This is a genomic window from Rhodobacter viridis (genome assembly GCF_003217355.1).
GTDB lineage: Bacteria > Pseudomonadota > Alphaproteobacteria > Rhodobacterales > Rhodobacteraceae > Rhodobacter > Rhodobacter viridis.
Genome location: NZ_QJTK01000012.1, coordinates 13,523 through 38,814 on the forward strand (window position 1 = coordinate 13,523; position 25,292 = coordinate 38,814).

A 25,292-nucleotide genomic window follows, 5' to 3' on the forward strand; every position below is an offset into this window, starting at 1 on the left:
ACGGGTCCGCAAAACACTGGACCTTGGCGGCCCCGCCGCTATAACGGGGCCAAAGATGCGGAGGTGAGATATGAAATTCCTGCTGCGCCTGCTGACGTGGTGGAACGGCCAGACTCTCGGCACCCAGATCTTTACCGCGCGTCACGGGGTGAAGGTCGGCGAGGACGCCGAGGGCAATTGCTACTACCAGAGCAAGGATGGCAAACGTCGCTGGGTGATCTACAACGGCGAAGTTCAGGCCAGCCGCATTCCGCCCGATTGGCATGGCTGGATCCATTTCACCTGGAACGAGCCGCCGACCAAGGCGCCGCTGGATCACAAGCCCTGGGAACTGCCGCATCAGCAGAATCAGACCGGTCTGGCGACGGCCTTCGTTCCGCCGGGCTCGCTGCGCCGGGCCGAGCCCGTGGCCCGCACCGATTACGAGGCATGGCAGCCGGAGTAAGCCGGTCGTCCAAACCCTGTCCTTCCGCGCAACCGGCTGGAAAACATGAGTGAAAATCGAGTTGAAGTGCTCACCGGGGCGGCCGTTCTGGCCGTCGCGGTGGGATTTTTTCTTTGGGCAGGGCAGGGGCACAGCCTCGGCACGGCCAGTAGCGGCTATCCGCTGAAAGCCTCGTTCCGCTCGGTCGAGGGAATCAGCGTCGGCACCGACGTCCGGATGGCCGGGGTCAAGGTCGGCACGGTCACCGATATCGCGCTGAACCCGCAAACCTTTTTCGCCGACACGACGGTGGCGATGAAATCGGGCGTCGATATCCCCGATGACAGCCAGATCATCGTCGCGACCGAGGGGCTCCTCGGCGGCGCCTTCGTCGAGATCCTGCCGGGCGGCAGCCCGGTCAATCTGGGTCCGGGCGAGGAAATCGTCGACACGCAGGGGGCCGTTTCGGCGCTGGGTCTGATGATGAAATTCGCCGGCGCCAAGGATGGCGAGAAGTCATCCACCGACGGGAAAGCGCCATGATTCGCGCGGCTCTGGTCGCGGTGCTGCTGACGGCCGGTGCCGCGAGCGCTCAGGACGCGCCCGAGGGGCTGGCCGAGGCTCCGGGGGCCTATCTGCGCGGTCTCGACAAGATCGCGGGGGCGGCCAGCGACCTGACGCTTTCGGTGGGCGAGAGCGTCACCTATGGCTCGCTTTCGGTGCGTCTGACCGATTGCCGCTATCCGGCCGATGACCCGGCTTCGAACGCCTATGCCTTTCTGGACATCACCGACACGGCGCAGGGGCGCGAGGTCTTCCGCGGCTGGATGATCGCGCAGAACCCGGCGCTTTCGGCGCTTGATCATCAACGCTACGACGTCTGGGTCCTGCGCTGCAAGATCGACTGAGCCGTCGCGGGCGGCGGCGCGGTGAACTCTGCCTGTTGCCCCAGTGCGCGCCGCAGCCGTTTGCGATAGTCGAGCCGGGGGATTTCGATCCCGCCCAAACTCCGCAGATGTGGCGTCAGATATTGCGTGTCGAACAGGCTGAAGCCGCCTCGGATCAGCCGGTCGACCGTATAGGCCATCGCCACTTTCGACGCATTCGGCGCGCGCGAAAACATGCTTTCGCCGAAAAACGCCCCCCCCAGCGTTACGCCGAAAATGCCGCCCACCAGATCCTCGCCCTGCCAGACCTCGACCGCATGGGCGGCGCCAAGCGCGTGCAGCGCATCGTAAAGGCGGAACAGCGTGTCATTGATCCAGGTCTCGGGGCGGTCGGCGCAGCCCTCGACCACGGCGCGAAAGGCAGTGTTGGTGCGGATGCTGTAGGTCTCGCGGCTGATCACCCGGGCCAGCGAGCGCGAGATATGAAAGCCGTCCAAGGGGATGATGCCGCGTAGCCGCGGCTCGAACCAATGCAGCTCGGTCGCGTCGCGCGCGCTCGCCATGGGGAAAATGCCTTGCGCATAGGCCGAGAGCAGTAATTCCGGACTAAGCCCCGCCGTCATTTGTTGCCAACCGTGATCCCGAACCCTAAGCTGACGGGAGTTTGACACGAAAGTGCGGCAATGCCATGGGATTTTTCGATTTTTTGCGATCTGTCGCACGGTATTCCAGCGACGATTACGCGATCGGGCGGCTCAATCAGCGCCATCGCAAGCTGATCGAGCCGATCGCGGCGGATCTGGCCGGGGCGCGGGTGCTGGACCTTGCGGCGCATGACGGACGCTGGGCCTATGCCTTTGCGGCGGCGGGCGCGGGCGAGGTGGTGGGGATCGAGGGCCGTCAGCATCTGATCGAGCGGTTCCGCGAATTCCCGCAAGATGAGGCCGCCGCGCGCGTCCGGCTGCGCTGCGGCGACATCTTCGAGGGGATGGAAGCCGATCTGGCGGCGGGCGCGCAGTATGACGTGATCGGCGTGCTGGGCATCTTCTATCACATCATGGACCACTTCCGGCTTCTGCAACTGGTGACCCGGTTCAAGCCGCGGCTGGTGCTGCTCGACAGCGAGTTTTCGCAGCGGCCGGGGCAGGTGATCGATCTCGTGCGCGAGGACCCGAGCAAGGATCTGAACGCGCTGGCACAGGTCGAGGGGCAGGACAAGGCGCTGATCGGCATCCCGAGCCTTGGCGCGCTCGAGGCGATGGTCGATGTGCTGGGCTATACGACCGAGTGGGTGGACTGGTCCGATGTGCGGCCGAACAAGCGCCGCTTCGTCGCGGATTACTTCCGCCCCACCGGCAAGCGCCGCGCCACCTGTCTGTTGCGCCCGAAGGCCTGAGACGAAAACGCCCCCTTGCGGGGGCGCTTCGGTCAACCGTAGGTCTTGGCGAGCCATTTCTCGAGCCAGTGGATCGAGTAATCGCCGCGCAGGATGTCGGGCTCTTCCAGCAACTGCCGGAACAGCGGGATCGTGGTGTCGACGCCATCGACGATCAGCTCGCCAAGCGCCCGGTTCAGACGCGCCAGCGCCTCGTTGCGGTCGCGGCCATGCACGATCAGCTTGCCGATCAGGCTGTCGTAATAGGGCGGGATCTTGTAGCCGTCGTAAAGCGCCGAGTCGATCCGCACGCCCAGCCCGCCCGGGGCGTGGTATTGCGTGATCTTGCCGGGGCAGGGGGCGAAGTTCGGCAGCCGTTCGGCGTTGATCCGCACCTCGATCGCATGACCGCGGATCTGCAGGTTTTCCTGCGTGAACTCCATCTCTTCGCCCGCCGCGACACGGATCTGTTCGCGCACGAGATCGACGCCGAAGATGCCCTCGGTCACCGGATGTTCCACCTGCAGGCGGGTGTTCATCTCGATGAAGTAGAATTCGCCGTCTTCATACAGGAATTCGATCGTGCCGGCGCCGGAATAGCCCAGCTCGCCCATCGCCTTGGCGCAGATGCCGCCGATGCGGGCGCGCTGCTCGGGGGTGATGCAGGGCCCGGGGGCCTCCTCGAAGACCTTCTGGTGGCGGCGTTGCAGCGAGCAATCCCGCTCGCCCAGATGCACCGCGCGGCCACGGCCGTCGCCGAAGACCTGCACCTCGATGTGACGCGGCCGCTGGAGGTATTTCTCCATGTAGACTTCGTCATTGCCGAAAGCAGCCTTGGCTTCGCTGCGCGCGGTGCGGAAGGCGATCTCGAGTTCGGCTTCCGACTGCGCCACTTTCATGCCGCGACCACCGCCACCGGCGGTGGCCTTGATGATCACCGGATAGCCCATCTCGGCGGCGGCTTTCTTCGCCGCCTCGAAATCGGGAACGCCGCCGTCCGAACCGGGGACGACCGGAATGCCCAGCTTCTTCGCCGTGTCCTTCGCGGTGATCTTGTCGCCCATGATGCGGATATGCTCCGCTTTCGGGCCGATGAAGGCGATGCCGTGGTCTTCGAGCACCTGCACGAAGGTGGCGTTTTCCGACAGGAAACCATAGCCCGGGTGGATCGCCTGCGCGCCGGTGATTTCGCAGGCGGCGACGATCGCGGGGATCGAAAGATAGCTTTCCGAAGACGGGTTCGGCCCGATGCAGACGCTTTCATCCGCCATGCGCACATGCATGGCGTCGGCGTCGGCGGTGGAATGCACCGCCACCGAGGCGATCCCCATCTCGCGGCAGGCACGGATCACGCGCAGCGCGATCTCGCCCCGGTTAGCGATCAGGATCTTTTCGAACATCTGCGCCTCACTCGACGATCATCAGGGGCGTGCCGTATTCGACCGGCGAGCCGTCATCGACGAGAATGCGCTTCACCGTGCCCGATTTCGGCGCCGGAATGTGGTTCATCGTCTTCATGGCTTCGACGATCAGCAGCGTCTGGCCTTCCTTGACCGTGTCGCCGACCTTGACGAAGGCCGAAGCCCCGGGTTCCGGCGCGAGGTAGACGGTGCCGACCATCGGCGAGGTGACCGCGCCCGGGTGGTTCGCCGGATCGGCATCGGCGGCGGCCGGAGCGGCGGCGGCAGCAGCGGCAACCGGGGCGGCAAGCGGCGCGGCCAACGCCGGCGCGGCATAGACCGGGGCGGGGGCGGCGACGACGGTCGCCTGCTTCACCACGCGCACTTCGAGACTGTCGTCTTCGCCGTATTCCCGCACGACCGCGATTTCGGTCAGGTCATTCTTGTTCAGCAGCTCCGCCAGCGCCTGGATGAAGGCGACGTCGTTCTCATGCGATTGTTTGGTCATGCGGTCCTCGAAAGACTCTTCAGGTTGCCCCGCTCATTCGCTTCGGGGCGCGTTCATGTGCCCCGCTTATACGCGAGCCGCGCGGGCGAGGAAAGCGTGAACGGATGACGCAGGGGAAAGGCTCCGGGGCGCAGTCCCCGGTGAAATTTCACAATGAAAATGGGGCCGCAACCAGAGCCTTGGCCCGCACGATCGGGGGGGATCGGCGGGCGGGCACTGGTGCGGCCAGATTTTATGGTCACGACCCGCAAGACCGCGGGCGTGCGAGGAGGCCGGACTGCGCCGGGCCGTTTTCAGCGCACGACGTCGAGACTCGGTTCGGCTGTGTCCGATGTGGCTTGCCAATCGGAGGCGGCATGAGCCGCCGCACGCTCGACCTTGACTTCGGGCTGCGGCGCCGGTTCCGGCTTGGCTTGCGCCTTCGGCGCCGGTGCGGCGGTGTCAGCCTCCGGTGCGACCTGCGGCTGCGGATCGGCCTCGGCAGAGCCTTCGGCTGCCTGCTGCGCCGCCGTTTCGGTCATCTCGGCCCGCGGGTCGGCTTCCGGTTCCTGCGGCGGCACGGCCATCAGCGCGGCGGCATTCGCCTCGAGCGGCGTCACGTCGAAAGTCGGCGGCGGGCCGGTCGGCGCGTCCGGGTCCGGTAACGAGGCCGATCGGCTTTGCGCAAGAACAGCCGTTTCCACCGCCAGATCGCGATTGCGGGCCTGCAACTGCACCACCCGCTCGTTCTGGTTCTGCGAGCCGACTTCGGCCCCGAGGCCGGAATTCGTATTCGCCGATGTGTTTGCCGGTTCGACGGTTGTCGCCGGCGGTTTCTTCTGTGGCACCATGCTCAGCAAAGGTGACCATCCGGTTTGGGGCATCAGCCCCGATATGCGGTCCATTTCCCCACTCTCCTCGCGGTTTTACCCCTGACTTCGATGATGCGCCCGGCAAGTTACTCAGAAGTTACCAAGCGCGACCAATTCGGCAGAGGGTTAACGCGCGCCGGGATCAGGGGCGCAGCAGCCGGTCAAAGAGCGTGTCGAGGAAGCGCTCGGCTTCCGTATAGGGGTCGTGACCCGGGCCCAGCACGGCGCGGACCTGCACGTCGAAATCCGCATAATGTTGTGTCAGCGCCCAGATCGAGAAGATCAGGTGGTGCGGATCGACGGGCGCGATCTTTCCCGCGGCGCTCCAGCCGCGGATGATCGCCGCCTTTTCGTCGACCAGAACCTTCAGTTCGACCGCCAGCGTGCCTCCCATCCGCGGGGCGCCTTGCAGGATTTCATTGGCGAACAACCGGCTTTCGCGCGGCATCGCGCGACTCATCTCCAGCTTGCGGCGCATGTAGCGCATGATTTCGTCGCGCGGCTCACCCTCGGCGCGCATCTCGCGCAGCGGCGCCAGCCAGTCATCAAGCAGCGAGCTGAGCAGCTCCAGATGGATCGCCTCTTTCGAGGGGAAGTAATAGAGCAGGTTCGGCTTCGACAGACCCGCCGCGGTGGCGATCTGGTCGAGCGTCGCCCCGCGAAACCCCTGCGCCGAAAACACCTCGAGCGCGGCGTCAAGGATCGCTTCGATGTTGCGCTTCTGGATGCGGGTGAGCGGACGCGCGGAGGTTTCGGCGGGCTCGGCGGGCATCGGATCGGCGGACATCGGTTCAGAGGGCATGCGGTCACAGTCCTTTTATACAGGCGCGGGAAGCTTGACGCCGCCCGTTCCGATGTTAGCCTGATGCTGACCGTTCGGTCAAACGACCCGGCCCGAGATCCGGGCGCAAAATTCGGCCCAAACCGGCCCTTCAGGGAGACTTCCATGGCGCTCGACCGCAAGACGCCCAATGATCTCAATGCCTTCTGGATGCCGTTCACGGCGAACCGGCAATTCAAGAAAGCGCCCCGGATGTTCGTGGGCGCCAAGGACATGCATTACACCACCGCGGATGGCCGTCAGGTGCTCGATGGTACCGCGGGGCTGTGGTGCTGCAACGCGGGGCATTGCCGCCCGAAGATCTCCGAAGCGATCGCGAAACAGGCGGCCGAGCTCGATTATGCGCCCGCCTTCCAGATGGGCCATCCGGCCGCCTTCGAGCTGGCGAACCGCATCATCGACATCGCGCCGAAGGGGATGGAACATGTGTTCTATACCAACTCCGGCTCGGAATCGGTCGAGACGGCGCTGAAGCTCGCCATCGCCTATCACCGCGCCCGCGGCGAAGGCGCCCGCACCCGGCTCATTGGCCGCGAGCGCGGCTATCACGGCGTGAACTTCGGTGGCATCTCGGTCGGCGGCATCGTCACCAATCGCAAGATGTTCGGCAGCCTGCTGACCGGCGTCGATCACATGCCGCACACCCATCTTCCGGCGCTGAACGCCTTTTCGAAGGGGCAACCGGAGCATGGCGCCAATCTGGCGGATGAGCTGGAGCGCATCGTCACCCTGCATGGCGCGGAAACCATCGCCGCCGTGATCGTCGAACCGATGGCAGGCTCGACCGGCGTGCTGCTGCCGCCGAAGGGCTATCTGCAGAAGCTGCGCGAGATCACGAAGAAACACGGCATCCTCTTGATTTTCGACGAGGTGATCACCGGCTTCGGGCGGCTCGGCTCGGCCTTTGCGGTGCAGCATTACGACGTGCTGCCCGACATGATGACGACCGCCAAGGGTCTGACGAATGGCGTCATTCCGATGGGCGCGGTGCTGACCACCGCCGCCGTGCATGACGCCTTCATGCAGGGCCCCGAGCACATGATCGAGCTTTTCCACGGCTACACCTATTCGGGCAACCCGATCGCTGCCGCAGCCGGGATCGCGACGCTCGAAACCTACAAGGAAGAAGGGCTTTTCGAGCGCTGCGCGGAGCTCGCCCCCTATTGGCAGGAGGCGCTGCACAGCCTGCGCGGCACCCGTCACGTCATCGACATCCGCAACGAGGGCCTGATCGGCGCGGTCGAACTGGAGCCGATCGCCGGGGAGCCGACGAAGCGGGCCTTCACCGCCTTCCTGAAGGCCTATGAAAAGGGCATCCTGATCCGTACCACCGGCGACATCATCGCGATGAGCCCGCCGCTGATCATCTCGAAAGCGCAGATCGACGAGCTGATCGGCACGCTGAAATCGGTGCTCGAGACGCTCGACTGAGACAGGAAGGGGGCGGGTGGCCGCCCCCATTTCTTACCGGCGTTTGGACTTTCTTAACCATTCCGAGGCATCCTGATTGCGGAGGATGCCATGCCCACAACCGCAAGTAAAAATTCCAAGCAGCAGATCAACTCTGACGAGGCGCTCTCTCCGGTGCTCGTCTGGGGGGGGGGATTCGCGCTTGTGGTGCTGGTGGCGGTGCTGTTCTGGGGGGTCTGGAAGACCCAGTTCGCCGCCCCTCCGGGCCATCTTTTCGATACGCCCTCGCTTGATGTCGAGGCGGGCTACTGCCTGTCGGTGGCGCAGTCGATCGTTCCCAGCGGCGCCCCCCCGGGCAGCTATTTCGAGGAAGCGGCGCAATTCTGGGTCAAGCGCATGCGCGACATCAAGTCCGACATGGGGCCCGCGATCGCGCAGGGGCGCGCCAAACTTGCGGTCGACAAGCAGGCCTCGGGGCAGAAGGCGTCTGTCTGGCTGCAATATGCGATGGATCTCTGCTCGCGCCGCGCCCTGAATTACGGGGCGCATTTCCGCAGTTTCGACTGAATCGTCAGGCTGCTTGACACAGATCAGGGCGTCATCGCATGCTGTGAACTATGTAGTTCACATCGCTTCGGGGCATCCCCGGGCGGGCGCGATCTGGAGGAGGCCGCACATGACCTGCACACCCACCCGCAAGACATCGCTTGCGTTTCTGGCCGCTCTGGCCCTTGCCGCCCTGTCCGGCTGCACGCAGCCGCCGGGCAAATGCGAAGGCGGCGTTTCCGATCTGTCCACGCTGTCGAGCGTGACGGTGCAAAACCCCTGCTGATTTGTCACGGCGCAGGGGCAGGCCCGCGTGCCGGGGTGCCCCCCTCTGCCGCGGGCCGATCGCGCGTGCGCCCTGCCGCCTCTCGCGGCGGGGATGGTAAATTGCGTTGTGTTCCCTGAACTTGTTTGTAAATTCGTGAGGGGGTCCCGGGCTCCCTCCGAGGTGTGGGGATACGATGGCACGATCTGCCCTGACGGGCACGCGGATACGTGAAAGGCGGCTGGCGCTGAAACTGCGTCAGGCCGATCTTGCGCGGTCGGTCGGAATTTCGGCCGCCTATCTGAACCTGATCGAACACAACCGCCGTCGGGTCTCCGAGCCTTTGCTCGACACCTTTGCCCAAGCGCTGGGTGTCGCGCCGGTCGCGTTGTCGGAAGGGGCGGAAAGTGCGCTCTTCGAAGCCCTGCGCGAGGCGGCGGCGGGGGCTGACACGACAGGCGCCGAAGCCGGGGCGCTGATCGACCCGTCCGAGCTGGACCGGATCGAGGAATTCGTCGGCCGCTTTCCCGGCTGGGCGAAGATTCTGGCGGCGCGGCAGGCCCGGGCGGCGGCGCTCGAGCGGGTGGTCGAGACCTATTCCGAGCGGATGGGGCAGGACCCTTACCTGCTCGACGAGCTGCACGAAGTGCTGTCTGCCGTGACCTCGCTGCGCTCGAGCGCGGCGATTCTGGTCGAGACCCCCGATATCGAACCGGAGTGGCAAGCGCGGTTCCTGTCCTCGATCGCCTCGGAAAGCCTGCGTCTGAGCGCGGCCGCCGAGGGGCTTGTCGCCTATCTCGACGGCATCGAAGCGGCGGATTCGGGCCTTGCCGCGCCGCTCGATCAACTTGAATCTTGGCTTTCGGCGCGCGGCTGGCATCTGGCGGAATTCGAGCGCCCCGATCCGCCCGCGCCCGCCGATCTGATCGCGCAGGCGCCGGAACTGGCCGCCTCGGCCGCGCGCGATCTCGCCTTGGGCTATCTGACCCGCGCGTTGGCCGACAGCCGCATCCTGCCGCTCAAGCCGTTCCTTGCCGCGCTGGCCGAGACCGGGCTCGACCCCGGGCGGCTCGCGGCGCGGTTCGGCGCGCCGATGGCCGCGGTCTTTCGCCGTCTGGCGACGCTGCCCGAGGGCGCGGCCAACCTGCCGCCGCTTGGCCTTGTCGTCTGCGATGCCTCGGGCACGCTGACGCTGCGCCGCCCGCTGCCGGGATTTGCGCTGCCGCGCTCGGCCGCCGGCTGCCCGCTCTGGCCGCTTTACGAGGCGCTGGCGCGGCCGATGCAGCCGTTGCGTCTCACCCTCGACATGGCCGGGCGGCTGCCGCAGCGCTTCCAGTCCTGGGCCTTTGCCGCCCCCCGCCCGCCCGAGGGATCGGCCGCCGCCTTCGACGCCCCGGTGCTGATGGAGGCGATGATGCTTGTCACCCCCGCCACCACCCGGTCCGAGGACGCGCGGCCGGTCGGCACCTCCTGCCGGGTCTGCCCGCGCCGCGACTGCACCGGACGGCGCGAGCCCTCGCTGATCGCTGCCCGCTGACGGCGGTTTGACAGCATGGGGACAAGCGTGGATAGATTGACCGGGGGAGGAGTTCGATCATGGCGGAAAAGCATGTGCTATTGGTCGAGGACGAGCCGAATATCGCCGAGGCGATCCGGTTCATCCTGACGCGGGCGGGCTGGAACGTGACCGTAGAGGCCTCGGGCATCGCGGCGCTGGCCCGTATCGCCGCGCTGCGTCCGACCGCCGTCATCCTCGATCTGATGCTGCCCGGCCGCTCCGGTCTTGAAATCCTGGCCGAACTGCGCGCCGATGCCGATCTGGGCGCCACCCCGGTGCTGATGCTGACCGCCCGCGGGCAGGGCCGCGACCGCGAAGCCGCCGCCGCTGCGGGGGCCTCGGCCTTTCTTGCCAAGCCCTTCGCCAATGCCGATGTGCTGGCCGCGCTCGAGGCGATCGCCGCCCCGGTCCTTGCTGCCTCGGTTCTGGCGGGATCGGGCAAGGCAGGCTGATGCCGGGCTCCGCCACGCCGCTGTTCCTGGCCCGGCGCTCCTATCGGCGCCGTCGCATGATGGATGCGGCCCGGCTTTTGCCGCTGGTCGGGCTGGTGCTGATCCTGCTGCCGATGCTCTGGCATCCGGCCGACACGCCGATCCCGGATACCGCACGCGGCATGATCTATCTTTTCTCGGTCTGGGTCGGGCTGATCCTTGCCGCTGCGGCGCTGGCCCGCGGTCTGGCCCCGGCGCTCGATGCCGAGGAAGAGGCCGAGGGCAGCACGCCCGAACCCGGAGACAGCTGATCCATGCCCTTCAACGTGCTGGTGGGCGTCTCGCTCGTCTATGTGATGGTGCTGTTCCTCGTCGCCTTCGTGGCCGAGCGCCGCGCCGCGCGCGGCCGGTTGCGCTTTCTGCACAGCCCCTGGGTCTATACGCTGTCGCTGTCGATCTATTGCACCGCCTGGACCTTTTACGGCGCGGTGGGCTATGCGGCGCGTTCGGGGCTTGAGTTCCTGACGATCTACCTTGGCCCGACGCTGGTCTTTGTCGGCTGGTGGTGGGTGCTGCGCAAGCTTGTCCGGATCGGGCGCACCCAGCGCGTCACCTCGATTGCGGATCTGATTTCAAGCCGTTACGGCAAGTCGAACCTTCTGGGCGTGATCGTCACGCTGATGTCGGTGGCCTCGGCCACGCCCTATATCGCGCTGCAATTGCAATCGGTCACGCTCTCTTTCGGGGTCTTTGCCGCGCAGGGGCCGGGCTTCTGGGTGTTGCCCGAGCAATCGGCCACCGCGCTCTGGATCGCCGGGGGGCTGGCGATCTTCACCATCCTCTTCGGCACCCGCAATCTGGATGCGAACGAGCGTCACCACGGCGTCGTCACCGCCATCGCGCTTGAAGCGATCGTCAAACTGGTGGCGCTGCTCGCCGTCGGCATCTGGGTCGTCTGGGGCGTGGCGGGGGGAGTGTCCGACATCCTCGCCCGCATCGATGCCTCGGAAATCGCCGAATGGAGCCTGAAACCCGGCCGCTTTGCCGGGTTGACCTTCGTCTCGGCCGCCGCCGTGCTGACCCTGCCGCGGATGTTTCAGGTGCTGGTCGTCGAAAATACCGACGAGCGCCATCTGGTCACCGCAAGCTGGGCCTTTCCGACCTATCTGATGCTGATGAGCCTGTTCGTCGTGCCGATCGCGGTCGTCGGGCTTGGCCATCCGCATACCGGGGTGAACCCGGACCTGTTCGTGCTGACCCTGCCGCTGTCCGAAGGCCGGGGCAGCCTCGCGCTGCTGGCCTTTCTGGGCGGGTTTTCCTCGGCCACTTCGATGGTGATCGTCGCCGCCATCGCGCTTTCGACCATGGTGTCGAACCACATCGTCACGCCGCTCTGGCTCGCGATCTACCGCGACGAACCGGCCGAGCGCGGCGACGTGCGCGGCCTTGTGCTGATGTCGCGACGTCTCTCGATCGGGCTCGTTCTGGCGATGGGCTATGGCTATTACAAGCTTTCGGGCGGGTCCGAGGCGCTGGCCGAGATCGGTCTGATCGCCTTTGTCGGCGCGGCGCAGGTGCTGCCCGCGCTGATCGGCGGCATCTACTGGCGCGGCGCGACGCATCTGGGCGCGGCCACGGGCCTGCTCACCGGCTTCGCGATCTGGCTTTACGCGCTCTTCCTGCCGTCCGTCGGCGACTCCGGCCTGATCTCGGCGCAGCTGATGGCCGAGGGGCCGTTCGGCCTCTCCTGGCTGCGCCCGCAGGCGCTGTTCGGCATTCAGGGGCTTGATCCGCTGCTGCATGCGCTGTTCTGGAGCCTGCTCTTCAACACGCTGGCTTTCCTTGTCTTTTCGATCCTCTCCTTCCCCGGTCCGGTCGAGCGGCTGCAGGGCGTCGCCTTCGTCAACGTCTTCGAGGGCCGTCCGGGCGCCAAAGGCTGGTCGCGCACCCAGGCCGAGGCCGAGGATCTGCTGTCGATGGCGCAGCGCATCCTTGGCGCCGAGGAGGCGCAGCTGTTCTTCCAGACCGCCGCGGCGGCGCAGGGCAAGCGCGGCTTCCTGCCCGATCCGACGCCGGATTTCCTCGCCTCGCTCGAACGCCAGCTGGCGGGCTCGGTCGGCGCGGCGACGGCGCATGCGATGATCTCGCAGCTGACCGGCGGCGCCGCGGTCTCGGTCCAGGATCTGATCGCGGTTGCGAACGAAGCGGCTGAAATCAAGGAATATTCCGCCCAGCTCGAGGCGAAGTCGGCCGAGCTGGCCCGCACCGCCCGCGCGCTCTCGGACGCAAACGCGAAGCTCACCACGCTTTCGGTGCAGAAGGACGCTTTCCTCGGCCAGATCAGCCACGAACTGCGCACGCCGATGACCTCGATCCGGGCGTTTTCCGAGATCCTGATGGAGCCCGACCTGCCCGAGCCGCTGCGGGCGCAATATGCGGAAATCATTCACGAAGAAGCCCGCCGCCTGACCCGTCTGCTGGATGATCTGCTGGACCTTGCGGTGCTCGAAAACCGCAAGGTGCAGCTGAATATTTCGGTGGCGAACCTGCATGATCTGATCGACCGCGCCGTGCAGGCGGCCTCCTCGACCCGGCCCGAGCGCGAGTTCCGCTATGACCGCGATCTGCCTTCGGAACACATGCCGGTGTTCACCGACACGGACCGGCTGGTGCAGGTTTTCATCAATCTGATCTCGAATGCGCGCAAGTATTGTGCCGCCGAGCGCGCGGTGCTGCGCATCGAGGTGAAGAAACGCGGCAAGATGGTGCAGATCGATTTTTGCGACAATGGCGCGGGGATCCCGAAGGCCTCGCAGGGGCTGATCTTCGAGAAATTCGCCCGCCTCACCGACACGTCGAAAGCGGGCGGCGCCGGGCTTGGGCTGGCGATTTGCCGCGAAATCATGGCGAATCTGGGCGGGTCGATCGACTATGTGCCGGGGCAGGGCGGGGCCGCGTTCCGCGTCACGCTGCCCCTGCGCCGCCGCGACGGCGACGAGGCGGTCTGACCGGAGCATCCCGGCTGCAAGTCTCGGGAATGACCGCGAAAAAGTGTAAAGCTCCGGCTCAGATATCAACCATTTGTAAACCCTGATCTGCGATTCCTTATCCGTCGACGCACAGGCAAACGGCGGGACGGGATGACGGAAGAACGGCTTCAGACAGTGATGCGGCGCAAGGCCGAGGCGGGCAGGCCCGCTTCGGACGGTTCTCCGATCACGGCCGAACGGGCGATCGTGCAGGCGATCTCGAAAGTGGCGCAGGACATGTTCCAGCTGCCCGCGCAGGTCATGAACGTCACCGAAGGGCGCCGGACGCTCGCCGACCTGCCCGAGGCGATCGAGCCGTTTTCGTTGATCGCGATCATCGAAGGCCCCGAGGAAAGCATGGGCATCGTGGCGCTGCCGCCCGAGACGCTTTCGGTGCTGATCGAGGTGCAGACCACCGGCAATCTGGCCAAGGGGCCGGGGCAGCCGCGCAAACCGACGCGGATCGACGCCTCGATGGTGGCCGATTTCATCGACGCGACGCTCGGCCTGATCGAGGAAACGCTGGTCGAGACCGAGGCCGTCGTCTGGGCGGGGGGCTTCCGCTATGCCTCTTATCTGGATGATCCGCGCCCGCTCGGCCTTCTGCTTGAGGATATGGGATACCGGCTCTGGCAGCTGGAGGTCGGCTTCGGCCACGGCTTCGAGCGCAAGGGCCAGATCGTCTGGGCGGTGCCGGTGAACGGGCGCGGCCATTCGCTGCGGCGCATGCCGGGGCTGGCCGAGGCCGGGCCGATCACCCCCGACCGCGAGGCGGCGGAATGGGCGCATCGGATGGAGAATTCCGTCATGGGCGCGCAGGCGCAGCTCGATGCCGTGCTGCACCGCGTGACGCTGCCTCTGGCGGCGGTGATGGGGTTGCGGGCCGGAATGGACATTCCGATCCCCTCGGATGCGCTGGAAAATCTGACCGTCGAGGGCGTGGGGCGGCGCAAGCTCTCTGCGGCGCGGCTGGGACAGCATCGCGGCCTGCGCGCGGTGCGGCTGGTCGAACACGAAGAGGTGGATCTTCAGGCTCCGCCCGAACCGAAGTCGCGCCGCGTCGTGCCGCCGCCCTTCGAGGCGGGGTCCAGTCCCTTTGCCGGCAAATCCGCGCCGGGCGGACCGCGGGCGCCGCTCGACCGGATCGATTCCCCGGCCTATGACCCGGAGCCGGGCAGCGGCCTCGGGGGTCTTGGCGGGCTTGGCGGTTTTGATGGCGGGGATCTGGGCGGTCTGGGCGGCTTCGACGCCGGGGGCGATCTGCCGCCGCTTGGGCTGACGCTTGATGGCTTCGGCGCTGATGACACCGCGGGGGATCTGCCGCCGCTGAAGATCGGATCCGGCTTCTGAGCCGGGTCGATTGACCTGCATCAAGGCTTTTTTCAACGTTTTGCGCTTGTCTAAGGGAACGACAGGAGGACGCGATGAAATCCCTCGAACTCCGGCGGGAGGAGCTTCTGTCCCGCAAGGCGCAGCTGACCACGCGCATGGCGCAGATCTCGGACGAGCTCGAGACCCATGAGGCCAAGGATTGGGCCGAAATGGCCACCGAGCGCGAGGGAGACGAGGTGCTGCAGGATCTGGGCGACGCCGCCCGCAACGAGTTGCGGATGATCGAGGCGGCCTTGGCGCGGATGGACGATGGCGAATACGGCTCTTGCGTCACCTGCGGGGAACCGATCGCGGAAGAGCGGCTCGATCTTCTGCCCGCGACCCCCTTCTGCCGCGACCACGCCGCCAAGCACTGAGGGCGGCTATAATTTCCTGTCCCGACCTGGGCTTGGGCCCGGGTTGCGCTTGCCGTGACCGGGCCTGCGCGCGTAACCTGAGCAAAAAGCCGGAGGGGGCATGGCAAGACGGGTGAACGTGCAGCGGCGCGACGGTGTCGCGTTGGTGACGCTGGAGGGGGCCGACGAGGGGCCGAAAGGGGCGGGCTTCGACCAGCCGATGCGCTGGGCGCTTGAGGCCGCGCTGACCGAGGCTTTCGAAACCCCGGGCCTGCAGGCGATCGTGCTGCGCGCGGGCGACGGCGGATGGCCGCGCGCGCTTGACCCGGCCGAGGAGTACAGCGCCGCAAAACCCACCTTGGGCACGCTCTGCACCCGTCTGGCACAGGCCGAGGTGCCGGTCGTGGCGGTGCTTTCGGGCACGATTTCGGGCGGGGTCCTCGCCCTGACGCAGGCGGCCGGGCTGCGGCTCGCGCTGGCCTCGACCCGGTTTCACTTCCCGGAATCCGCGTTGAACCTTTTGCCCGCTGCTGGCGGGACGGTGCGTCTGGTGCGCCGCGTCGGGGGCGCCGTGGCGCTGGAGGCGCTGCTCTCGGGCCGTGTGTTCCGCGCCGAGGAGGCGATGCCGCTTGGCCTGTGCGATGCCGTGGCCTCGGAAGGCACGATCGAGACCGCCGCCCAGACCGAGGCCTTGCGGGTCGCGGCGCTGGGTGCCGAGGGGCCGTTCTCGCGCCGCGACGGGGCGCTTTCCGATCCGGGCGGCGCGCTGGATGCGCTGGCCGCGGCGCGGACGCGCATTCCGCCGCGCGCCGATCTTTCCGCCCCGACCCGTATCGCGCAGGTGGCCGAGGCGGCGCTGCTTTTGCCGCTGCCCGCCGCGCTGGAGTTCGAAGCCGTGGCCTATGCCGATCTTGTCGCTTCGGAAACCGCGGCGGCGCTGCGCCATCTCGCGCGGGCGCAGACAGAGTTGCAGGGGCTGGCGGGCGTGCCGACCGAGGGCATCGTCCCGGTCTCGCGCGTGGCGCTCTGGAACCCGAGCGCCGGGCGGGTGATTGCGCTGTTGCGCCGGGGGCTTGCGGTGCAGATCGGCACCTCCGACCCCGCGCGCCTGCCGCCGCTTCTGACCGAGATCGCCCGGGCGCAGGAGAAGGCCGCGGCCGAGGGACTTCTTGATCCCGCCCGCCGCGAGGCCGATTGGGCGCGGCTGGAGCCGGTCTCTGGCCCCGATGCTTTTGGTCCGACCGATCTGATGATCGCCGCGCCGACCACTCCCGAGGAACGCGACACGCTGCGCAGGTTCCTGCCCGCGGGCGCGGTGCTGGCGCTGTCGGGTACGGCCCCCGGGCCGGACGAATTGGGCATCGACCGCAGCCAGCGTCTGGCGGCGATCTGGGCCGGGACACCCGGGCAGACGGCCGATCTGCCGCGGCTGGCGGCGGTGTTGCGCGCCGGCGGCATGCGGGTGATCCATGCGACGGCCCCGGCGCTGCGGCTTGAGGCGGCGTATTTCATGGCCGCAGACCGCACCGTTCTGGCGGGCGCCGCACCGCAGGCGGTCGATGCCGCGCTGACGCGCTGGGGTTTTGCCGAAGGGCCTTTTGCCCGCTTCGAGCGCCTTGGCGCCGATCTGGCGGGCACCCGTCTTCTGGCCGCCGGGCGCAAGCCGGGGCCGGTTCTGGCGACGCTCGCCGTTCTGGGGGGGATGGCGCAGGCGGCGGAGCCTCTGGCCGCGCTGCGCGCCGAAGCCGGGATCGCGCCGCGCAGCTTTTCCGAGGCCGAGATCGTCGCCCGGATCCTTGCCGAACTGGCGGCGCTCGGCATTGCGGCGCTCGAATCACGCAAGGCCTTCCGCCCGGGCGATATCGATCTGATGGCGGGGGCCGAGCTTGGCTTTCCGGCGCATCGCGGCGGGCCGATGTTTCAGGCCGACCGGATCGGTCCGCTTGCCCTGCGCAAGCGTCTGCGCGCGCTGGAGGCCGAAGGGGCCCCGCCGACGCCCGCGCTTCTGGATGTGCTCATCCGCGACGGACAAAGCCTCGCCGAGCGTTTCGCGTGAGACTTATTTGAAGGTCACGCCCAGCACGACGAGCATCAGCCCGATCACCGAAACGAAAAGCGCGCCAAGGTTCATCACCACGACGCCGCGCAGCTGCGCACGCAGGCCGGCATCGTCGAGCCCGGCTTTCTTCGCCTTGGCCACTTGCGCGGCGCAATAGAGGATGCCGACCATCCCCACCAGCGAGATTGCCGCCCCCGCCCAGATCAGAACTTCCATGATCGCCTCCGTTTTGCCCCGGCTACCTTGCGCGCAAGGTCTTGGCAAGCACCGCGATGGCGCGAGGGTTGCGGCTTGAAGGGGGGGCGGGGCTGCGCTAGTCAGGGGCTCCATCCCGCGTAACGACCTTCGGAGAGCCTTCATGTCGAACGACGCCTATACCGTGGCCGCGGACGAGCTGCGCCAGTTCATCGAGCAATACGAGCATCTCGAGGCCGAGAAGAAGGACATCACCGAGCAGCAAAAGGACATCATGTCCGAGGCCAAGGCCCGCGGTTACGACACCAAGGTGATCAAGAAGATCATCGCGATGCGCAAGCGCGACAAGAATGATCTGGCCGAGGAAGAGGCGATCCTTGATATCTACAAGGCCGCGCTTGGCATGTCGTAAGCGCCGGGGCCTGCGTCAGGACGTGATCAGCGTCACGCCCGGCAGTCGCGCGATGGCCGCCACGTCCTGCGCATACCGCGCGGCGATTTCGGCCACCAGCTCCTCGGTGAAGCCCGGCAGGGCCACATCGGCCAGAAGCGCCTCGGGGCGGGCGAATTTCTCCAGAAACGCCGTCAGCACCTTGCGCCGCTGCTCGGCCGTTTGCGGCGGGTGCTGCGCCATGTAGGTGCGCAGACGCTTCGCCCCCTCGGGCTGCATCAGATCCTCGACCAGCCCATATTCGCCCATCAGCGGCGCGGCGGCGGCGATGCCGCCCATCTGCCGCAGCACCTCGGGGAAAATCAGCGGCAGATCCTCGTTGCACCACACGACCAGTTTCGCGCCGACCTTCGTTGCCGCCTCGGCCATCCGTTCCAGCACCGGGCCCCAGCGCAGATCCTCGGGCGCGTGACCGGCGAGCATGTCGCTGAAGTCGCGGCCGGGCTGGCGGGCGGCCAGCGCAACGAGCAGCAGCGCCGGGTCGAGAAGGCCGAGGTGAAACTCGGTCTGATCTTGCGGAAAGAGGTTCGCCAGCGGCGCCAGCTTGTCGGCGGCGGCCGGATAAAGCCCCGTGGCGCCAATCGCGCGCTCGGGCAGGGCGAGGAAATTCTCGTAGCTGAAGATCAGCCGCTCGACCGGGCCGCGCGCGCCGCGCAGGCAGGCTTTGCGCAGCCCGTCCTGCGTCGCCGCATCGGCGGGCCGCCCCTTCAGACCGATCAACGCATCGCGCAGCGCCATGCGATAGGCGGTGGGGGCGGGGGCATGCGACTGCGCCGCGGCCATCACCTCCGGGTTGGTCGCCAGTGTCCGAATGAGACGTTCGTCATCGGTGGCATGGGCGCCGAGATGAAAGACCAGGTGCATCGCGTGTTTCTCCTCGCGTCACCATAGCCGCCAATGCTGCGCAGGCAAAGCCCCGCAGGCCATTCCTTTTCCGGCTCTTGCCGTGGGCCGCGCCCTCACTCCAGCGGTGCCGAGGCCAGCATGTCGGCCGCATAGGCCGCATTCGGCCCGGTGCGCAGCGCGTGCATCGGCGCAAGCAGGGCCGCGCGCTTTTCAGGATCAAGCCCGCCCAGCTTCTGGCGCAGGTCCGTCTTGTAGGAGAAATCCGTGATCCGCGGCGGGACCGTGCGCAGGAAACGCTCGATCGACACCGACAGCACGATGTCGGGACGTTCGCGAAACAGGATTTCGCGGTCGATCGCGCTGGTGTGCACCCGCACCAGCCGCCGCGCGCGATGCGCCAGATATCTGACCATCTCGGAGGCGAAGCTGTCGCCGAAAACCAGCATCACCGGGCCGTCCGGGGCGCCACCCTCCCAGATCCCGAGGTTGCCATGATTGACGATCCGGTTGTCGAAACGGCACGCGGCCGTGCTGTGCGGAAGCTGCGCCCGGATGCTGCCCGGGCTGATCGGTGGATCGAACTTTCGCGACAGATCGCCGATGAACTGCGTCTCAGTGCGGAAGCTGACCTCCTGCTCCGAGATCGGTTGCAGGCCGCCCGGAATTTCCAGCCCCGCAAGGATGTGATTGACCACATGCCAGGCACCAAAGGCATTCCAGTGCGTGTCGCCGCGGTCGAAGAATTTCAGCCGCTCGGGATGGTTCAGAATGAAGGGCTCGAGGACGATGTCATGCACATGTCCCCGGGCGGCGTCACGCACCTGATGGACCAGACGAAACGGGGCCTTGTGCAGCTCCGGCGGGGTCATGTCCGGCAGAACACATTCCTTGTTCGGCACGATGATATACCGGTAATGGATGCCAAGCGCGCGCATCAGGGTGCCGCGACGGACAAATTCCTCGCGCCATTGCGCTTGGGCGCTGTCGTCGAGACGCAGGCGCCCCTCGTACATGTCCCATGTCTGGTTGGTGTCGTTGCACAGGAAAAGCCAGTCATCGAGACCCGAAATCGCCTTCGGCGCAGCGCCCATTCCCCTCACCTTCAGCATCGAACCGTCCCGATCATGGGGGTTAGAGGCGAAGGGTCAAGGAAAACTTGAGCGTGTTCCGGTTTCAGATGGAACAATCAGAAGGCGAAGAGGCGGAGGCGATCTGAACTGGAGGGAAGGTGTCTCAGCGCCCGGTCAGCCAGTTCGCCAGACCCGCGAGCCGCGAGGTGCGGGCGCCGCCCCGCGCTGCTTCCCGGCCATCGGCGAGCGCATAAAGCCGATACATCCCCTGCACCCCCAGCCAGCGCAGCGGCTCGGGTTCCCAGCGGCGCGGCTGGCGGTTCACCCAGGGCAGGGCGGTGCGCTCGGTCCTGGCGTCCAGCACCAGATCGGCCAGCGTCTGCCCGGCAAGGTTCGAGGTCGAGACCCCAAGCCCGACATAGCCCCCCGCCCAGCCGATGCCGGTCGCGCGATCAAGCCCGACGGTCGCGCACCAGTCCCGCGGCACGCCCAGAACCCCGCACCAGGCATGGTCGAGCCGCAGCCCGCGCGCCTGTGGCACCATCCGCTCGAGAATCGCGACCAGCTTCGCGATCGTCTCGGGCTGCGTCTGCCCGCGCCGATCCAGCCCCGAGCCGAAGCGATAGGGCACGCCGCGCCCGCCCATCGCGATCCGCCCGGCGCGGGTGCGCTGAGCATAGCAATAGGCGTGCGAGGCATCGCCCAGAAGTTCCGATCCGGCCCAGCCGATCTCGTCCCAGAGCGCGGGCGGAAGCGGTTCGGTCACGACGATCGCGCTGTTGAGCGGCAACCAGTCGCGGTCATGGCCTGCGATGTTGCGGGTGAATCCTTCCGTCGCGCGCAGGACCCGCTCGGCCCGCACCCGGCCGCGGTCGGTCTGCACGAGGCCAGGGGTGATCTCGGTGACGCAGGTCTGCTCGTAAATGCGCACGCCGCGGCGCTCGACCGCGGCGGCGAGCCCGCGCACCAGCTTCGCCGGTTGCACCCGGGCAACGCCATGCGTCACCAGCGCGCCAAGGGCTCCCGGCACCCGGATCCGGGCCGCGGCCGCAGCGCCGTCGAGCCAGTCGATCCGGTCCGGGCCGATCCCCCAGGCGCGATCCTCGGCCAGACTTGCGCGCAGCCGTTCGACCTGCGCCGGGGTGCAGGCATAGGTCAGGCACTCGGTCTCGTGCTGATCGGCGTCGATGCCCTCGGCCGCGCAGATGCGCAGGATTTCAGCCACGGTGGCGCGCAGCTGCCGTTCCAGCGCGATCACGCCCTCGCGCGTGCCGCTTTGAAGGTAGCGGCTGCGGTTCCAGCCGAATTCGCCCGAGCACCAGCCGCCATTGCGGCCCGAGGCGCCGAACCCGGCGAATTCCTTTTCGACCACGGCAATCGAGAGATCGGGCCGGGCCTGCTTCAGATAATAGGCCGCCCAAAGCCCGGTGAACCCGGCGCCGACGATGCAGACATCGACCGCGATATCCCCGGGCAGGGGCGGGCGCGCGGGCGGCAGACCGCCCATGTCCGCAAACCAGAAGGAAACCTCGCCGTTCGTCGTCACCGCCATCGCTGCCTCCGTAGCCGTCCGGGCCAGTCTAAAGCCCTTCGCGGCGCTGCCCAGCGGTTTGTGCAGGCGGGGCTTGCGTCGCCTCACGCGGGGCCGCGCGCCTCGGCGGTCAGCATCGCGGCCCGGCGGTTGATCCAGGCAAGGCCCGCCAGCGCGAGGCCAAGGATCAGGAACGAGCCCGCCCGCACCAGCCCGCCAAGGTCGGAGGCATCGACGAAGAAGACCTTGACGATGGCGAGGCCCAGAACCGCATCGGCGACATAGCGCAGCCAGGTTTCCCGCCGCAGCAGCGCCGCGACCAGCAACCCGGCGCCGATCACCAGCAAGAGCGCGGTATAGCTCCACAATTCGCCCTCGCTCATCGGCAGGCGGGCAGGGTCGTTGCCGCGCCAGGCCTGGGCGACGCTGAAGAACAGATACAGCGCCACCAGCCCCGCGCCGCTGGCCCCGAAGCCCACCCGCAACCAAAGCGGCATCCGGCGCAGCGTCGCCGCGATCGCGCAGCCGATCAGGCCGGGCAGCAGATAGCCGAGCGCGAGCGATGAAAACACGACCGGCCCGAGGATGGTGCCGCCAAAGCCCCAGAACGGATTGCCGAAGATCACATCCGACGCCAGCAGGCCCGCCGCCGAGACGAAAGACAGCGTTGCGGTGATCCGGCGCAGCCAGAGCGCCGCCTTGTGGCCGGGCAATGCGGCCTCTGCCGGTGTCTCGGCCAGCGCGGTGCGCGCCGAGGACCAGCCCGCAAGCAGCCAGACGCTGGCGAGGAGGCCGAAGGTCAGATGCCAGGGCCGGGTGCCCTGATCCGACAGATCCTCGAGCCCGCGGGTGATCAGCACCGAAAGACCCGCCCCCGCGACGACCGCGAAAGCGCCTTCAAGGGCGGCGCGGGTGACCGGCCGGGCCGCGCCGCGCACGAGCCCCCATGCGGCCGCAAGGGCGGCGGCGGGCAGCGCATGGGCGAGCAGGATGTCCGGGTAGCTCGCCACGCTCAGCGCCCAGTCGAGTCCCGGATCGACGGTGACCCGATAGACCAGCACCGCCGCGCCCGCCTGCGCGAAAGCCGCCAGATGCGGCAGCCGCCAGCGGTCATCCATCGCGACAGCGGCGAGCACCAGCACGCCGAGTGCGACCGAAAGCGCCGCCGTGCCCAGAAGAATGAACAGCGCGAGCGCCAGCAGCGCCATCGCCGCGAGCGCCGCAAGCGACATCCGGCCGTGATCGGCGCCGTCGCGCTTGCCGGCGCGCTCGGCGAGAGCCGTGGCCAGTGCCGCCCCCGCCATCACGATCCCTGCCCAGGGCGTCGGCCCGATCATCCGCGCCGGGGCCTGCAGCAATTCTTCGACCGCGAGCACGCCGGGGCCGAGCACCGCCGCCCCCTGCGCCCACCACAGCGCCGCCGGGCCGGTCGCGGCAATGCTTTGCCGCGCCGCCAGCAGCGATCCGAGCGTCGCCGCGGCGATCAGCGCGTAAAAGCCCATCATCGCGCTTTGCACCGGTTCCTCGGGCACGGGAGCCGAGAGCATCGGGTGGATCTCGGTCGCCAACAGAAGCAGCGCCGCCCCGGTCAGCACGGCGAAATCGGCCACGGCGGGGGCGCGGCGGCTCCAGAAAGTGGCAAGGGCGAACTGCCCCCCCACCGCGAGCGCCGCGATCAGATAGCCCAGATCGGCCGCGGCGATGTCGCCGTAAGGCTCGGTCAAGACCGTCTTGAGGATCGCGGCAAGCCCCGCCGCCCAGACGATCAGCAAGGCCCATTGCCGCCAGCCCACCGAAGCGCGGTCGCGCTGGGCGAGCCGCTGCACCACTGGCGGCATGTCGAGCCGCGGTTGCAGCGCGCCGCCAAAGAAGATCGTCGCGACGATCGGCATCAGCGCCGACAGGCACAGGAAGGCGGCCTCGCCGCCGGTCTCTTCCTGCACGAGACCCGCCGCGAGGAAGGGCAGGGCCAGCGCCACCTCGTCCAGATAGCGCCACTTGCGCGCGGCGTTGATCACGAGCCCGGCCAGCATGACGAGGCCGAAATAGCTCTGGATCAGCCAGGGCGAGCCGGGTTCCCCCCCGGCAAGGAAGGGCGCGGCAGTGGCGCCAGTGAGGCCGATCACCGCAAGGAACGGGCCGTAGAACCAGCCCAGCACGACGGCGAGGGCCGAGACCAGCACCAGCCCGGCAAGGGTCACGCCCGGACCGATCAGCGCGTAAAGCATCTGCGCCGTCAGCACCGTGCCGTAAAGCGTCACCAGCCCTGCGCCCGAAAAGATCGAGGGCAGATAGGCGGTGGCGCTGTCGGTCTCGTCGCCCCAGCGGCGCCGGATCGCCTCGCCCGCGCCGATCAGCGCGACGCCAAGACCCGCCGCAAGGAGGAGCCGCGCGGTGGGCGACAGCATCCCGCGCTCGGCCGCATATTGCGCCGCAAAAAGCCCGGCCAGCGCCAGCGACAGACCGGCGATGACGTAAAACCAGTTTTCCATCAGCCAGCCGACCGCGATCTGCACCAGATCCGGCCTCGGGATCGGGGGCGGTTTGGGCGCCTCGGTCGGTGCGATGGGCAGGGGCGGGGGCTGCACCGCCTCGGCCGGTTCAGCCGGGGGCGCAACGGTTTCTGACGGCGCAATGGCGGGCACGCTTTCGGGCAGCACCAGGCGCAGTTGCGCGGCCATCTCGCCCAACCGGGTCTCGGCCAGATCAAGGCGACGACGCAGGCCCATGACCTTGAGGACGAGCACGACAAGCGTGAGCACAATGGCCAGCGGAACGGCCAGGATCACTGCGATCAGTTCTTCATCGCCCACGAGAACTCCTCCGACCAGATCTGTCGTGAAGCCTATCGGGAAAAGACGTGCAAGGGAACGGACTTGGGCCACCCGGGCCGGGAGGTCGCATCGCGAGTGATGCGGGGCTCACCACTCCCTTGATGCGTCTGACGATGCGAGCACCGCGCAGGACGCGACGGATGCTGAAAATTCTGAGGTCAATCAACAGTTTCCCCGGAAACGATGCGTCGGAGCCACTCTCTCCGGCGCATCGGGACTTTCTTAGCAAAGCCCGGCGGGGGCAAACACTGGGGGAAATTCCCCATGTTGCCGAACAGTTACAGCGGCAGCAGACGCATCAGCACGGCCTTGGCCAGCGCCTGATCGCGGGTGCGCGATTTCAGCTTCGCCTTGGCCGAGGCGATATGTTTCTCGAAGGTCTTTTCCGAAATCTTCAGCCGCCAGCAGATCTCGGCCGGGCGCAGGCCGCGGGCCAGCCAGCACAGGCAGTCGATCTCGCGCGGGGAAAGCCGCACCAGCAGGTTCGTCCGGTCGCCCCGCACGGCGGCATCCAGCAGGTTCGAGGCGGCCGTCAGCACCGTACCTTCGGCGGCCCAGAGCCGGCGAAAGGCTGCGGTCTCGGGCGGGGTGTCCATCCAGAGCCCGATGCCGGAAAAGCCGAGCGGATGCCCGTCAAGCAGAAGCGAGGCGCCGCAGGTCATGCCAAGGTCGTGTTCGATCTCGAACTGACGGCGCTGCGACGGGGTCAGGCTGGCAAGGAAGCTGCCCAGTTCGGCGGGCATCCATTCGACCATGCGCGCGCCGTGATCCATCGCGACGATGGAATGGTCATTGTCGAGAAGCGCCCCGACGCCGATCGCGGACTGCCATTCGGCGCTGTAGGTGTGGTGATGAAACAGGGCGGCGGTATAGCCCAGATCGCCCACATCGCTGCGAAAGGCGCTGAAACCGTAGAAAAAGCCCTTCGCGCCCCGCCTTTGTGCGAATTCGGAAAAGCGCGCCAGCGGATCTGGATCGGCGCGCAGGGTCTCGGCCAGATCAAGAAGCGCCTGCATCGTCATGTCTTTCCCCGCAGCGGGCAGGCGGGGGCGCG

At 67.5% G+C, this 25,292-nt stretch carries 26 protein-coding genes; 15 read left to right on the forward strand and 11 right to left on the reverse strand.

From position 1 onward, the window contains the following. Window positions 1-70: 70 nt before the first annotated feature. Genes C8J30_RS13880 through C8J30_RS13890 form a run of 3 tightly spaced genes read left to right on the forward strand, consistent with a single transcriptional unit; the run spans window position 71 to window position 1,332 of the window. Entirely contained in the window at window positions 71-445 is a 375-nt protein-coding gene (locus C8J30_RS13880; RefSeq protein ID WP_110806450.1) for an NADH:ubiquinone oxidoreductase subunit NDUFA12, read from the forward strand. Between the two features lie 45 nt (window positions 446-490). Further along, window positions 491-967, forward strand: coding sequence for an outer membrane lipid asymmetry maintenance protein MlaD (mlaD, locus tag C8J30_RS13885; protein ID WP_110806451.1), 477 nt, complete (start codon window positions 491-493; stop codon window positions 965-967). Further along, window positions 964-1,332 (forward strand): DUF2155 domain-containing protein, encoded by a 369-nt coding sequence (locus C8J30_RS13890; RefSeq protein ID WP_110806452.1) that lies wholly within the window; start codon window positions 964-966, stop codon window positions 1,330-1,332. Before mlaD ends, C8J30_RS13890 begins: the two co-directional genes overlap by 4 nt. Here C8J30_RS13890 and aat read toward each other — a convergent pair. After that, window positions 1,296-1,934 carry a leucyl/phenylalanyl-tRNA--protein transferase gene (aat, locus tag C8J30_RS13895; protein WP_110806453.1) on the reverse strand — a complete coding sequence of 213 codons (639 nt, stop codon included), beginning with the start codon at window positions 1,932-1,934 and terminating at the stop codon, window positions 1,296-1,298. The genes C8J30_RS13890 and aat overlap by 37 nt on opposite strands. A gap of 65 nt (window positions 1,935-1,999) precedes the next feature. On the opposite strand from aat, the gene C8J30_RS13900 reads away from it, so the two are divergent. Continuing rightward, on the forward strand, window positions 2,000-2,707 hold the full coding sequence (locus tag C8J30_RS13900; protein WP_110806454.1) for a methyltransferase domain-containing protein: 708 nt from the start codon (window positions 2,000-2,002) through the stop codon (window positions 2,705-2,707). 32 nt (window positions 2,708-2,739) lie between these two features. Here C8J30_RS13900 and accC read toward each other — a convergent pair whose 3' ends face one another. The 4 genes from accC to C8J30_RS13920 all read right to left on the reverse strand — a co-directional run bounded on the left by accC (window position 2,740) and on the right by C8J30_RS13920 (window position 6,217). Then, window positions 2,740-4,086, reverse strand: coding sequence for an acetyl-CoA carboxylase biotin carboxylase subunit (gene accC, locus C8J30_RS13905; protein WP_110806455.1), 1,347 nt, complete (start codon window positions 4,084-4,086; stop codon window positions 2,740-2,742). Between the two features lie 7 nt (window positions 4,087-4,093). Next, the gene (gene accB / locus C8J30_RS13910; RefSeq protein ID WP_110806456.1) at window positions 4,094-4,594 is read right to left on the reverse strand and encodes an acetyl-CoA carboxylase biotin carboxyl carrier protein; all 501 of its coding nucleotides are present in this window, start codon (window positions 4,592-4,594) and stop codon (window positions 4,094-4,096) included. Window positions 4,595-4,887: 293 nt separating this feature from the next. Further along, complete coding sequence (locus tag C8J30_RS13915; RefSeq protein ID WP_220033748.1) at window positions 4,888-5,457, reverse strand: hypothetical protein; 570 nt, start codon at window positions 5,455-5,457, stop codon at window positions 4,888-4,890. A gap of 130 nt (window positions 5,458-5,587) precedes the next feature. After that, a complete protein-coding gene (locus tag C8J30_RS13920) occupies window positions 5,588-6,217 on the reverse strand; it encodes a TetR family transcriptional regulator C-terminal domain-containing protein (protein WP_110806513.1) in 630 nt (209 codons plus the stop codon). 174 nt (window positions 6,218-6,391) lie between these two features. Between C8J30_RS13920 and C8J30_RS13925 the strand changes: the two genes are divergently transcribed. The 10 genes from C8J30_RS13925 to C8J30_RS13965 all read left to right on the forward strand — a co-directional run bounded on the left by C8J30_RS13925 (window position 6,392) and on the right by C8J30_RS13965 (window position 17,308). Next, window positions 6,392-7,717 (forward strand): aspartate aminotransferase family protein, encoded by a 1,326-nt coding sequence (locus C8J30_RS13925; RefSeq protein ID WP_110806458.1) that lies wholly within the window; start codon window positions 6,392-6,394, stop codon window positions 7,715-7,717. A gap of 90 nt (window positions 7,718-7,807) precedes the next feature. Next, entirely contained in the window at window positions 7,808-8,263 is a 456-nt protein-coding gene (locus C8J30_RS13930) for a hypothetical protein (protein WP_110806459.1), read from the forward strand. Between the two features lie 109 nt (window positions 8,264-8,372). Further along, a complete protein-coding gene (locus tag C8J30_RS18690; RefSeq protein WP_181420885.1) occupies window positions 8,373-8,528 on the forward strand; it encodes a hypothetical protein in 156 nt (51 codons plus the stop codon). A 175-nt stretch (window positions 8,529-8,703) separates the two neighbouring features. Then, the gene (locus C8J30_RS13935) at window positions 8,704-10,044 is read left to right on the forward strand and encodes a helix-turn-helix domain-containing protein (protein WP_110806460.1); all 1,341 of its coding nucleotides are present in this window, start codon (window positions 8,704-8,706) and stop codon (window positions 10,042-10,044) included. Between the two features lie 59 nt (window positions 10,045-10,103). Next, window positions 10,104-10,517: a response regulator transcription factor gene (locus C8J30_RS13940; RefSeq protein WP_110806461.1), complete on the forward strand. Its 414-nt coding sequence runs from the start codon at window positions 10,104-10,106 to the stop codon at window positions 10,515-10,517. Further along, a complete protein-coding gene (locus C8J30_RS13945) occupies window positions 10,517-10,807 on the forward strand; it encodes a hypothetical protein (protein WP_110806462.1) in 291 nt (96 codons plus the stop codon). Before C8J30_RS13940 ends, C8J30_RS13945 begins: the two co-directional genes overlap by 1 nt. A 3-nt stretch (window positions 10,808-10,810) precedes the next feature. Further along, complete coding sequence (locus C8J30_RS13950; protein WP_110806463.1) at window positions 10,811-13,504, forward strand: sensor histidine kinase; 2,694 nt, start codon at window positions 10,811-10,813, stop codon at window positions 13,502-13,504. Between the two features lie 132 nt (window positions 13,505-13,636). Continuing rightward, window positions 13,637-14,875 carry a FliM/FliN family flagellar motor switch protein gene (locus C8J30_RS13955; protein WP_110806464.1) on the forward strand — a complete coding sequence of 413 codons (1,239 nt, stop codon included), beginning with the start codon at window positions 13,637-13,639 and terminating at the stop codon, window positions 14,873-14,875. Between the two features lie 74 nt (window positions 14,876-14,949). Next, on the forward strand, window positions 14,950-15,273 hold the full coding sequence (locus tag C8J30_RS13960) for a TraR/DksA family transcriptional regulator (protein WP_110806465.1): 324 nt from the start codon (window positions 14,950-14,952) through the stop codon (window positions 15,271-15,273). 100 nt (window positions 15,274-15,373) lie between these two features. Continuing rightward, window positions 15,374-17,308 (forward strand): enoyl-CoA hydratase/isomerase family protein, encoded by a 1,935-nt coding sequence (locus C8J30_RS13965; RefSeq protein ID WP_110806466.1) that lies wholly within the window; start codon window positions 15,374-15,376, stop codon window positions 17,306-17,308. 3 nt (window positions 17,309-17,311) lie between these two features. Here the strand turns inward: C8J30_RS13965 and C8J30_RS13970 are convergent, their stop codons facing one another. Continuing rightward, window positions 17,312-17,527 (reverse strand): hypothetical protein, encoded by a 216-nt coding sequence (locus tag C8J30_RS13970; protein ID WP_110806467.1) that lies wholly within the window; start codon window positions 17,525-17,527, stop codon window positions 17,312-17,314. Window positions 17,528-17,669: 142 nt separating this feature from the next. Here C8J30_RS13970 and C8J30_RS13975 point away from each other — a divergent pair, with 142 nt between their 5' ends. Next, a complete protein-coding gene (locus tag C8J30_RS13975; RefSeq protein ID WP_013068296.1) occupies window positions 17,670-17,918 on the forward strand; it encodes a DUF2312 domain-containing protein in 249 nt (82 codons plus the stop codon). 15 nt (window positions 17,919-17,933) lie between these two features. Here the strand turns inward: C8J30_RS13975 and C8J30_RS13980 are convergent, their stop codons facing one another. The 5 genes from C8J30_RS13980 to C8J30_RS14000 all read right to left on the reverse strand — a co-directional run bounded on the left by C8J30_RS13980 (window position 17,934) and on the right by C8J30_RS14000 (window position 25,260). Continuing rightward, on the reverse strand, window positions 17,934-18,821 hold the full coding sequence (locus C8J30_RS13980; protein ID WP_110806468.1) for a hypothetical protein: 888 nt from the start codon (window positions 18,819-18,821) through the stop codon (window positions 17,934-17,936). A 95-nt stretch (window positions 18,822-18,916) separates the two neighbouring features. Beyond that, window positions 18,917-19,894, reverse strand: coding sequence for an alginate O-acetyltransferase AlgX-related protein (locus C8J30_RS13985; RefSeq protein ID WP_181420886.1), 978 nt, complete (start codon window positions 19,892-19,894; stop codon window positions 18,917-18,919). A 142-nt stretch (window positions 19,895-20,036) separates the two neighbouring features. Then, window positions 20,037-21,425 carry an NAD(P)/FAD-dependent oxidoreductase gene (locus tag C8J30_RS13990; RefSeq protein WP_110806470.1) on the reverse strand — a complete coding sequence of 463 codons (1,389 nt, stop codon included), beginning with the start codon at window positions 21,423-21,425 and terminating at the stop codon, window positions 20,037-20,039. An 83-nt stretch (window positions 21,426-21,508) separates the two neighbouring features. Further along, window positions 21,509-24,217, reverse strand: a complete 2,709-nt coding sequence (locus tag C8J30_RS13995; protein WP_110806471.1) for a DUF2339 domain-containing protein — start codon at window positions 24,215-24,217, stop codon at window positions 21,509-21,511. A 299-nt stretch (window positions 24,218-24,516) separates the two neighbouring features. After that, window positions 24,517-25,260: a helix-turn-helix transcriptional regulator gene (locus C8J30_RS14000; RefSeq protein WP_110806472.1), complete on the reverse strand. Its 744-nt coding sequence runs from the start codon at window positions 25,258-25,260 to the stop codon at window positions 24,517-24,519. Between the last annotated feature and the right edge of the window lie 32 nt (window positions 25,261-25,292).

Coding starts and splice junctions, on each gene's coding strand:
- accB (WP_110806456.1), bottom strand. CDS start 4,594: ATGACCAAACAATCGCATGAGAACGACGTCGCCTTCATCCAGGCGCTG.
- C8J30_RS13990 (WP_110806470.1), bottom strand. CDS start 21,425: ATGGCGGTGACGACGAACGGCGAGGTTTCCTTCTGGTTTGCGGACATG.
- C8J30_RS13980 (WP_110806468.1), bottom strand. CDS start 18,821: ATGCACCTGGTCTTTCATCTCGGCGCCCATGCCACCGATGACGAACGT.
- C8J30_RS13915 (WP_220033748.1), bottom strand. CDS start 5,457: ATGCCCCAAACCGGATGGTCACCTTTGCTGAGCATGGTGCCACAGAAG.
- C8J30_RS13975 (WP_013068296.1), top strand. CDS start 17,670: ATGTCGAACGACGCCTATACCGTGGCCGCGGACGAGCTGCGCCAGTTC.
- C8J30_RS13880 (WP_110806450.1), top strand. CDS start 71: ATGAAATTCCTGCTGCGCCTGCTGACGTGGTGGAACGGCCAGACTCTC.
- C8J30_RS13930 (WP_110806459.1), top strand. CDS start 7,808: ATGCCCACAACCGCAAGTAAAAATTCCAAGCAGCAGATCAACTCTGAC.
- C8J30_RS13955 (WP_110806464.1), top strand. CDS start 13,637: ATGACGGAAGAACGGCTTCAGACAGTGATGCGGCGCAAGGCCGAGGCG.
- C8J30_RS13935 (WP_110806460.1), top strand. CDS start 8,704: ATGGCACGATCTGCCCTGACGGGCACGCGGATACGTGAAAGGCGGCTG.
- aat (WP_110806453.1), bottom strand. CDS start 1,934: ATGACGGCGGGGCTTAGTCCGGAATTACTGCTCTCGGCCTATGCGCAA.
- C8J30_RS18690 (WP_181420885.1), top strand. CDS start 8,373: ATGACCTGCACACCCACCCGCAAGACATCGCTTGCGTTTCTGGCCGCT.
- C8J30_RS13950 (WP_110806463.1), top strand. CDS start 10,811: ATGCCCTTCAACGTGCTGGTGGGCGTCTCGCTCGTCTATGTGATGGTG.
- C8J30_RS13960 (WP_110806465.1), top strand. CDS start 14,950: ATGAAATCCCTCGAACTCCGGCGGGAGGAGCTTCTGTCCCGCAAGGCG.
- accC (WP_110806455.1), bottom strand. CDS start 4,086: ATGTTCGAAAAGATCCTGATCGCTAACCGGGGCGAGATCGCGCTGCGC.
- C8J30_RS13920 (WP_110806513.1), bottom strand. CDS start 6,217: ATGCCCGCCGAGCCCGCCGAAACCTCCGCGCGTCCGCTCACCCGCATC.
- C8J30_RS13965 (WP_110806466.1), top strand. CDS start 15,374: ATGGCAAGACGGGTGAACGTGCAGCGGCGCGACGGTGTCGCGTTGGTG.
- mlaD (WP_110806451.1), top strand. CDS start 491: ATGAGTGAAAATCGAGTTGAAGTGCTCACCGGGGCGGCCGTTCTGGCC.
- C8J30_RS13890 (WP_110806452.1), top strand. CDS start 964: ATGATTCGCGCGGCTCTGGTCGCGGTGCTGCTGACGGCCGGTGCCGCG.
- C8J30_RS13945 (WP_110806462.1), top strand. CDS start 10,517: ATGCCGGGCTCCGCCACGCCGCTGTTCCTGGCCCGGCGCTCCTATCGG.
- C8J30_RS14000 (WP_110806472.1), bottom strand. CDS start 25,260: ATGACGATGCAGGCGCTTCTTGATCTGGCCGAGACCCTGCGCGCCGAT.
- C8J30_RS13940 (WP_110806461.1), top strand. CDS start 10,104: ATGGCGGAAAAGCATGTGCTATTGGTCGAGGACGAGCCGAATATCGCC.
- C8J30_RS13985 (WP_181420886.1), bottom strand. CDS start 19,894: ATGGGCGCTGCGCCGAAGGCGATTTCGGGTCTCGATGACTGGCTTTTC.
- C8J30_RS13970 (WP_110806467.1), bottom strand. CDS start 17,527: ATGGAAGTTCTGATCTGGGCGGGGGCGGCAATCTCGCTGGTGGGGATG.
- C8J30_RS13900 (WP_110806454.1), top strand. CDS start 2,000: ATGGGATTTTTCGATTTTTTGCGATCTGTCGCACGGTATTCCAGCGAC.
- C8J30_RS13925 (WP_110806458.1), top strand. CDS start 6,392: ATGGCGCTCGACCGCAAGACGCCCAATGATCTCAATGCCTTCTGGATG.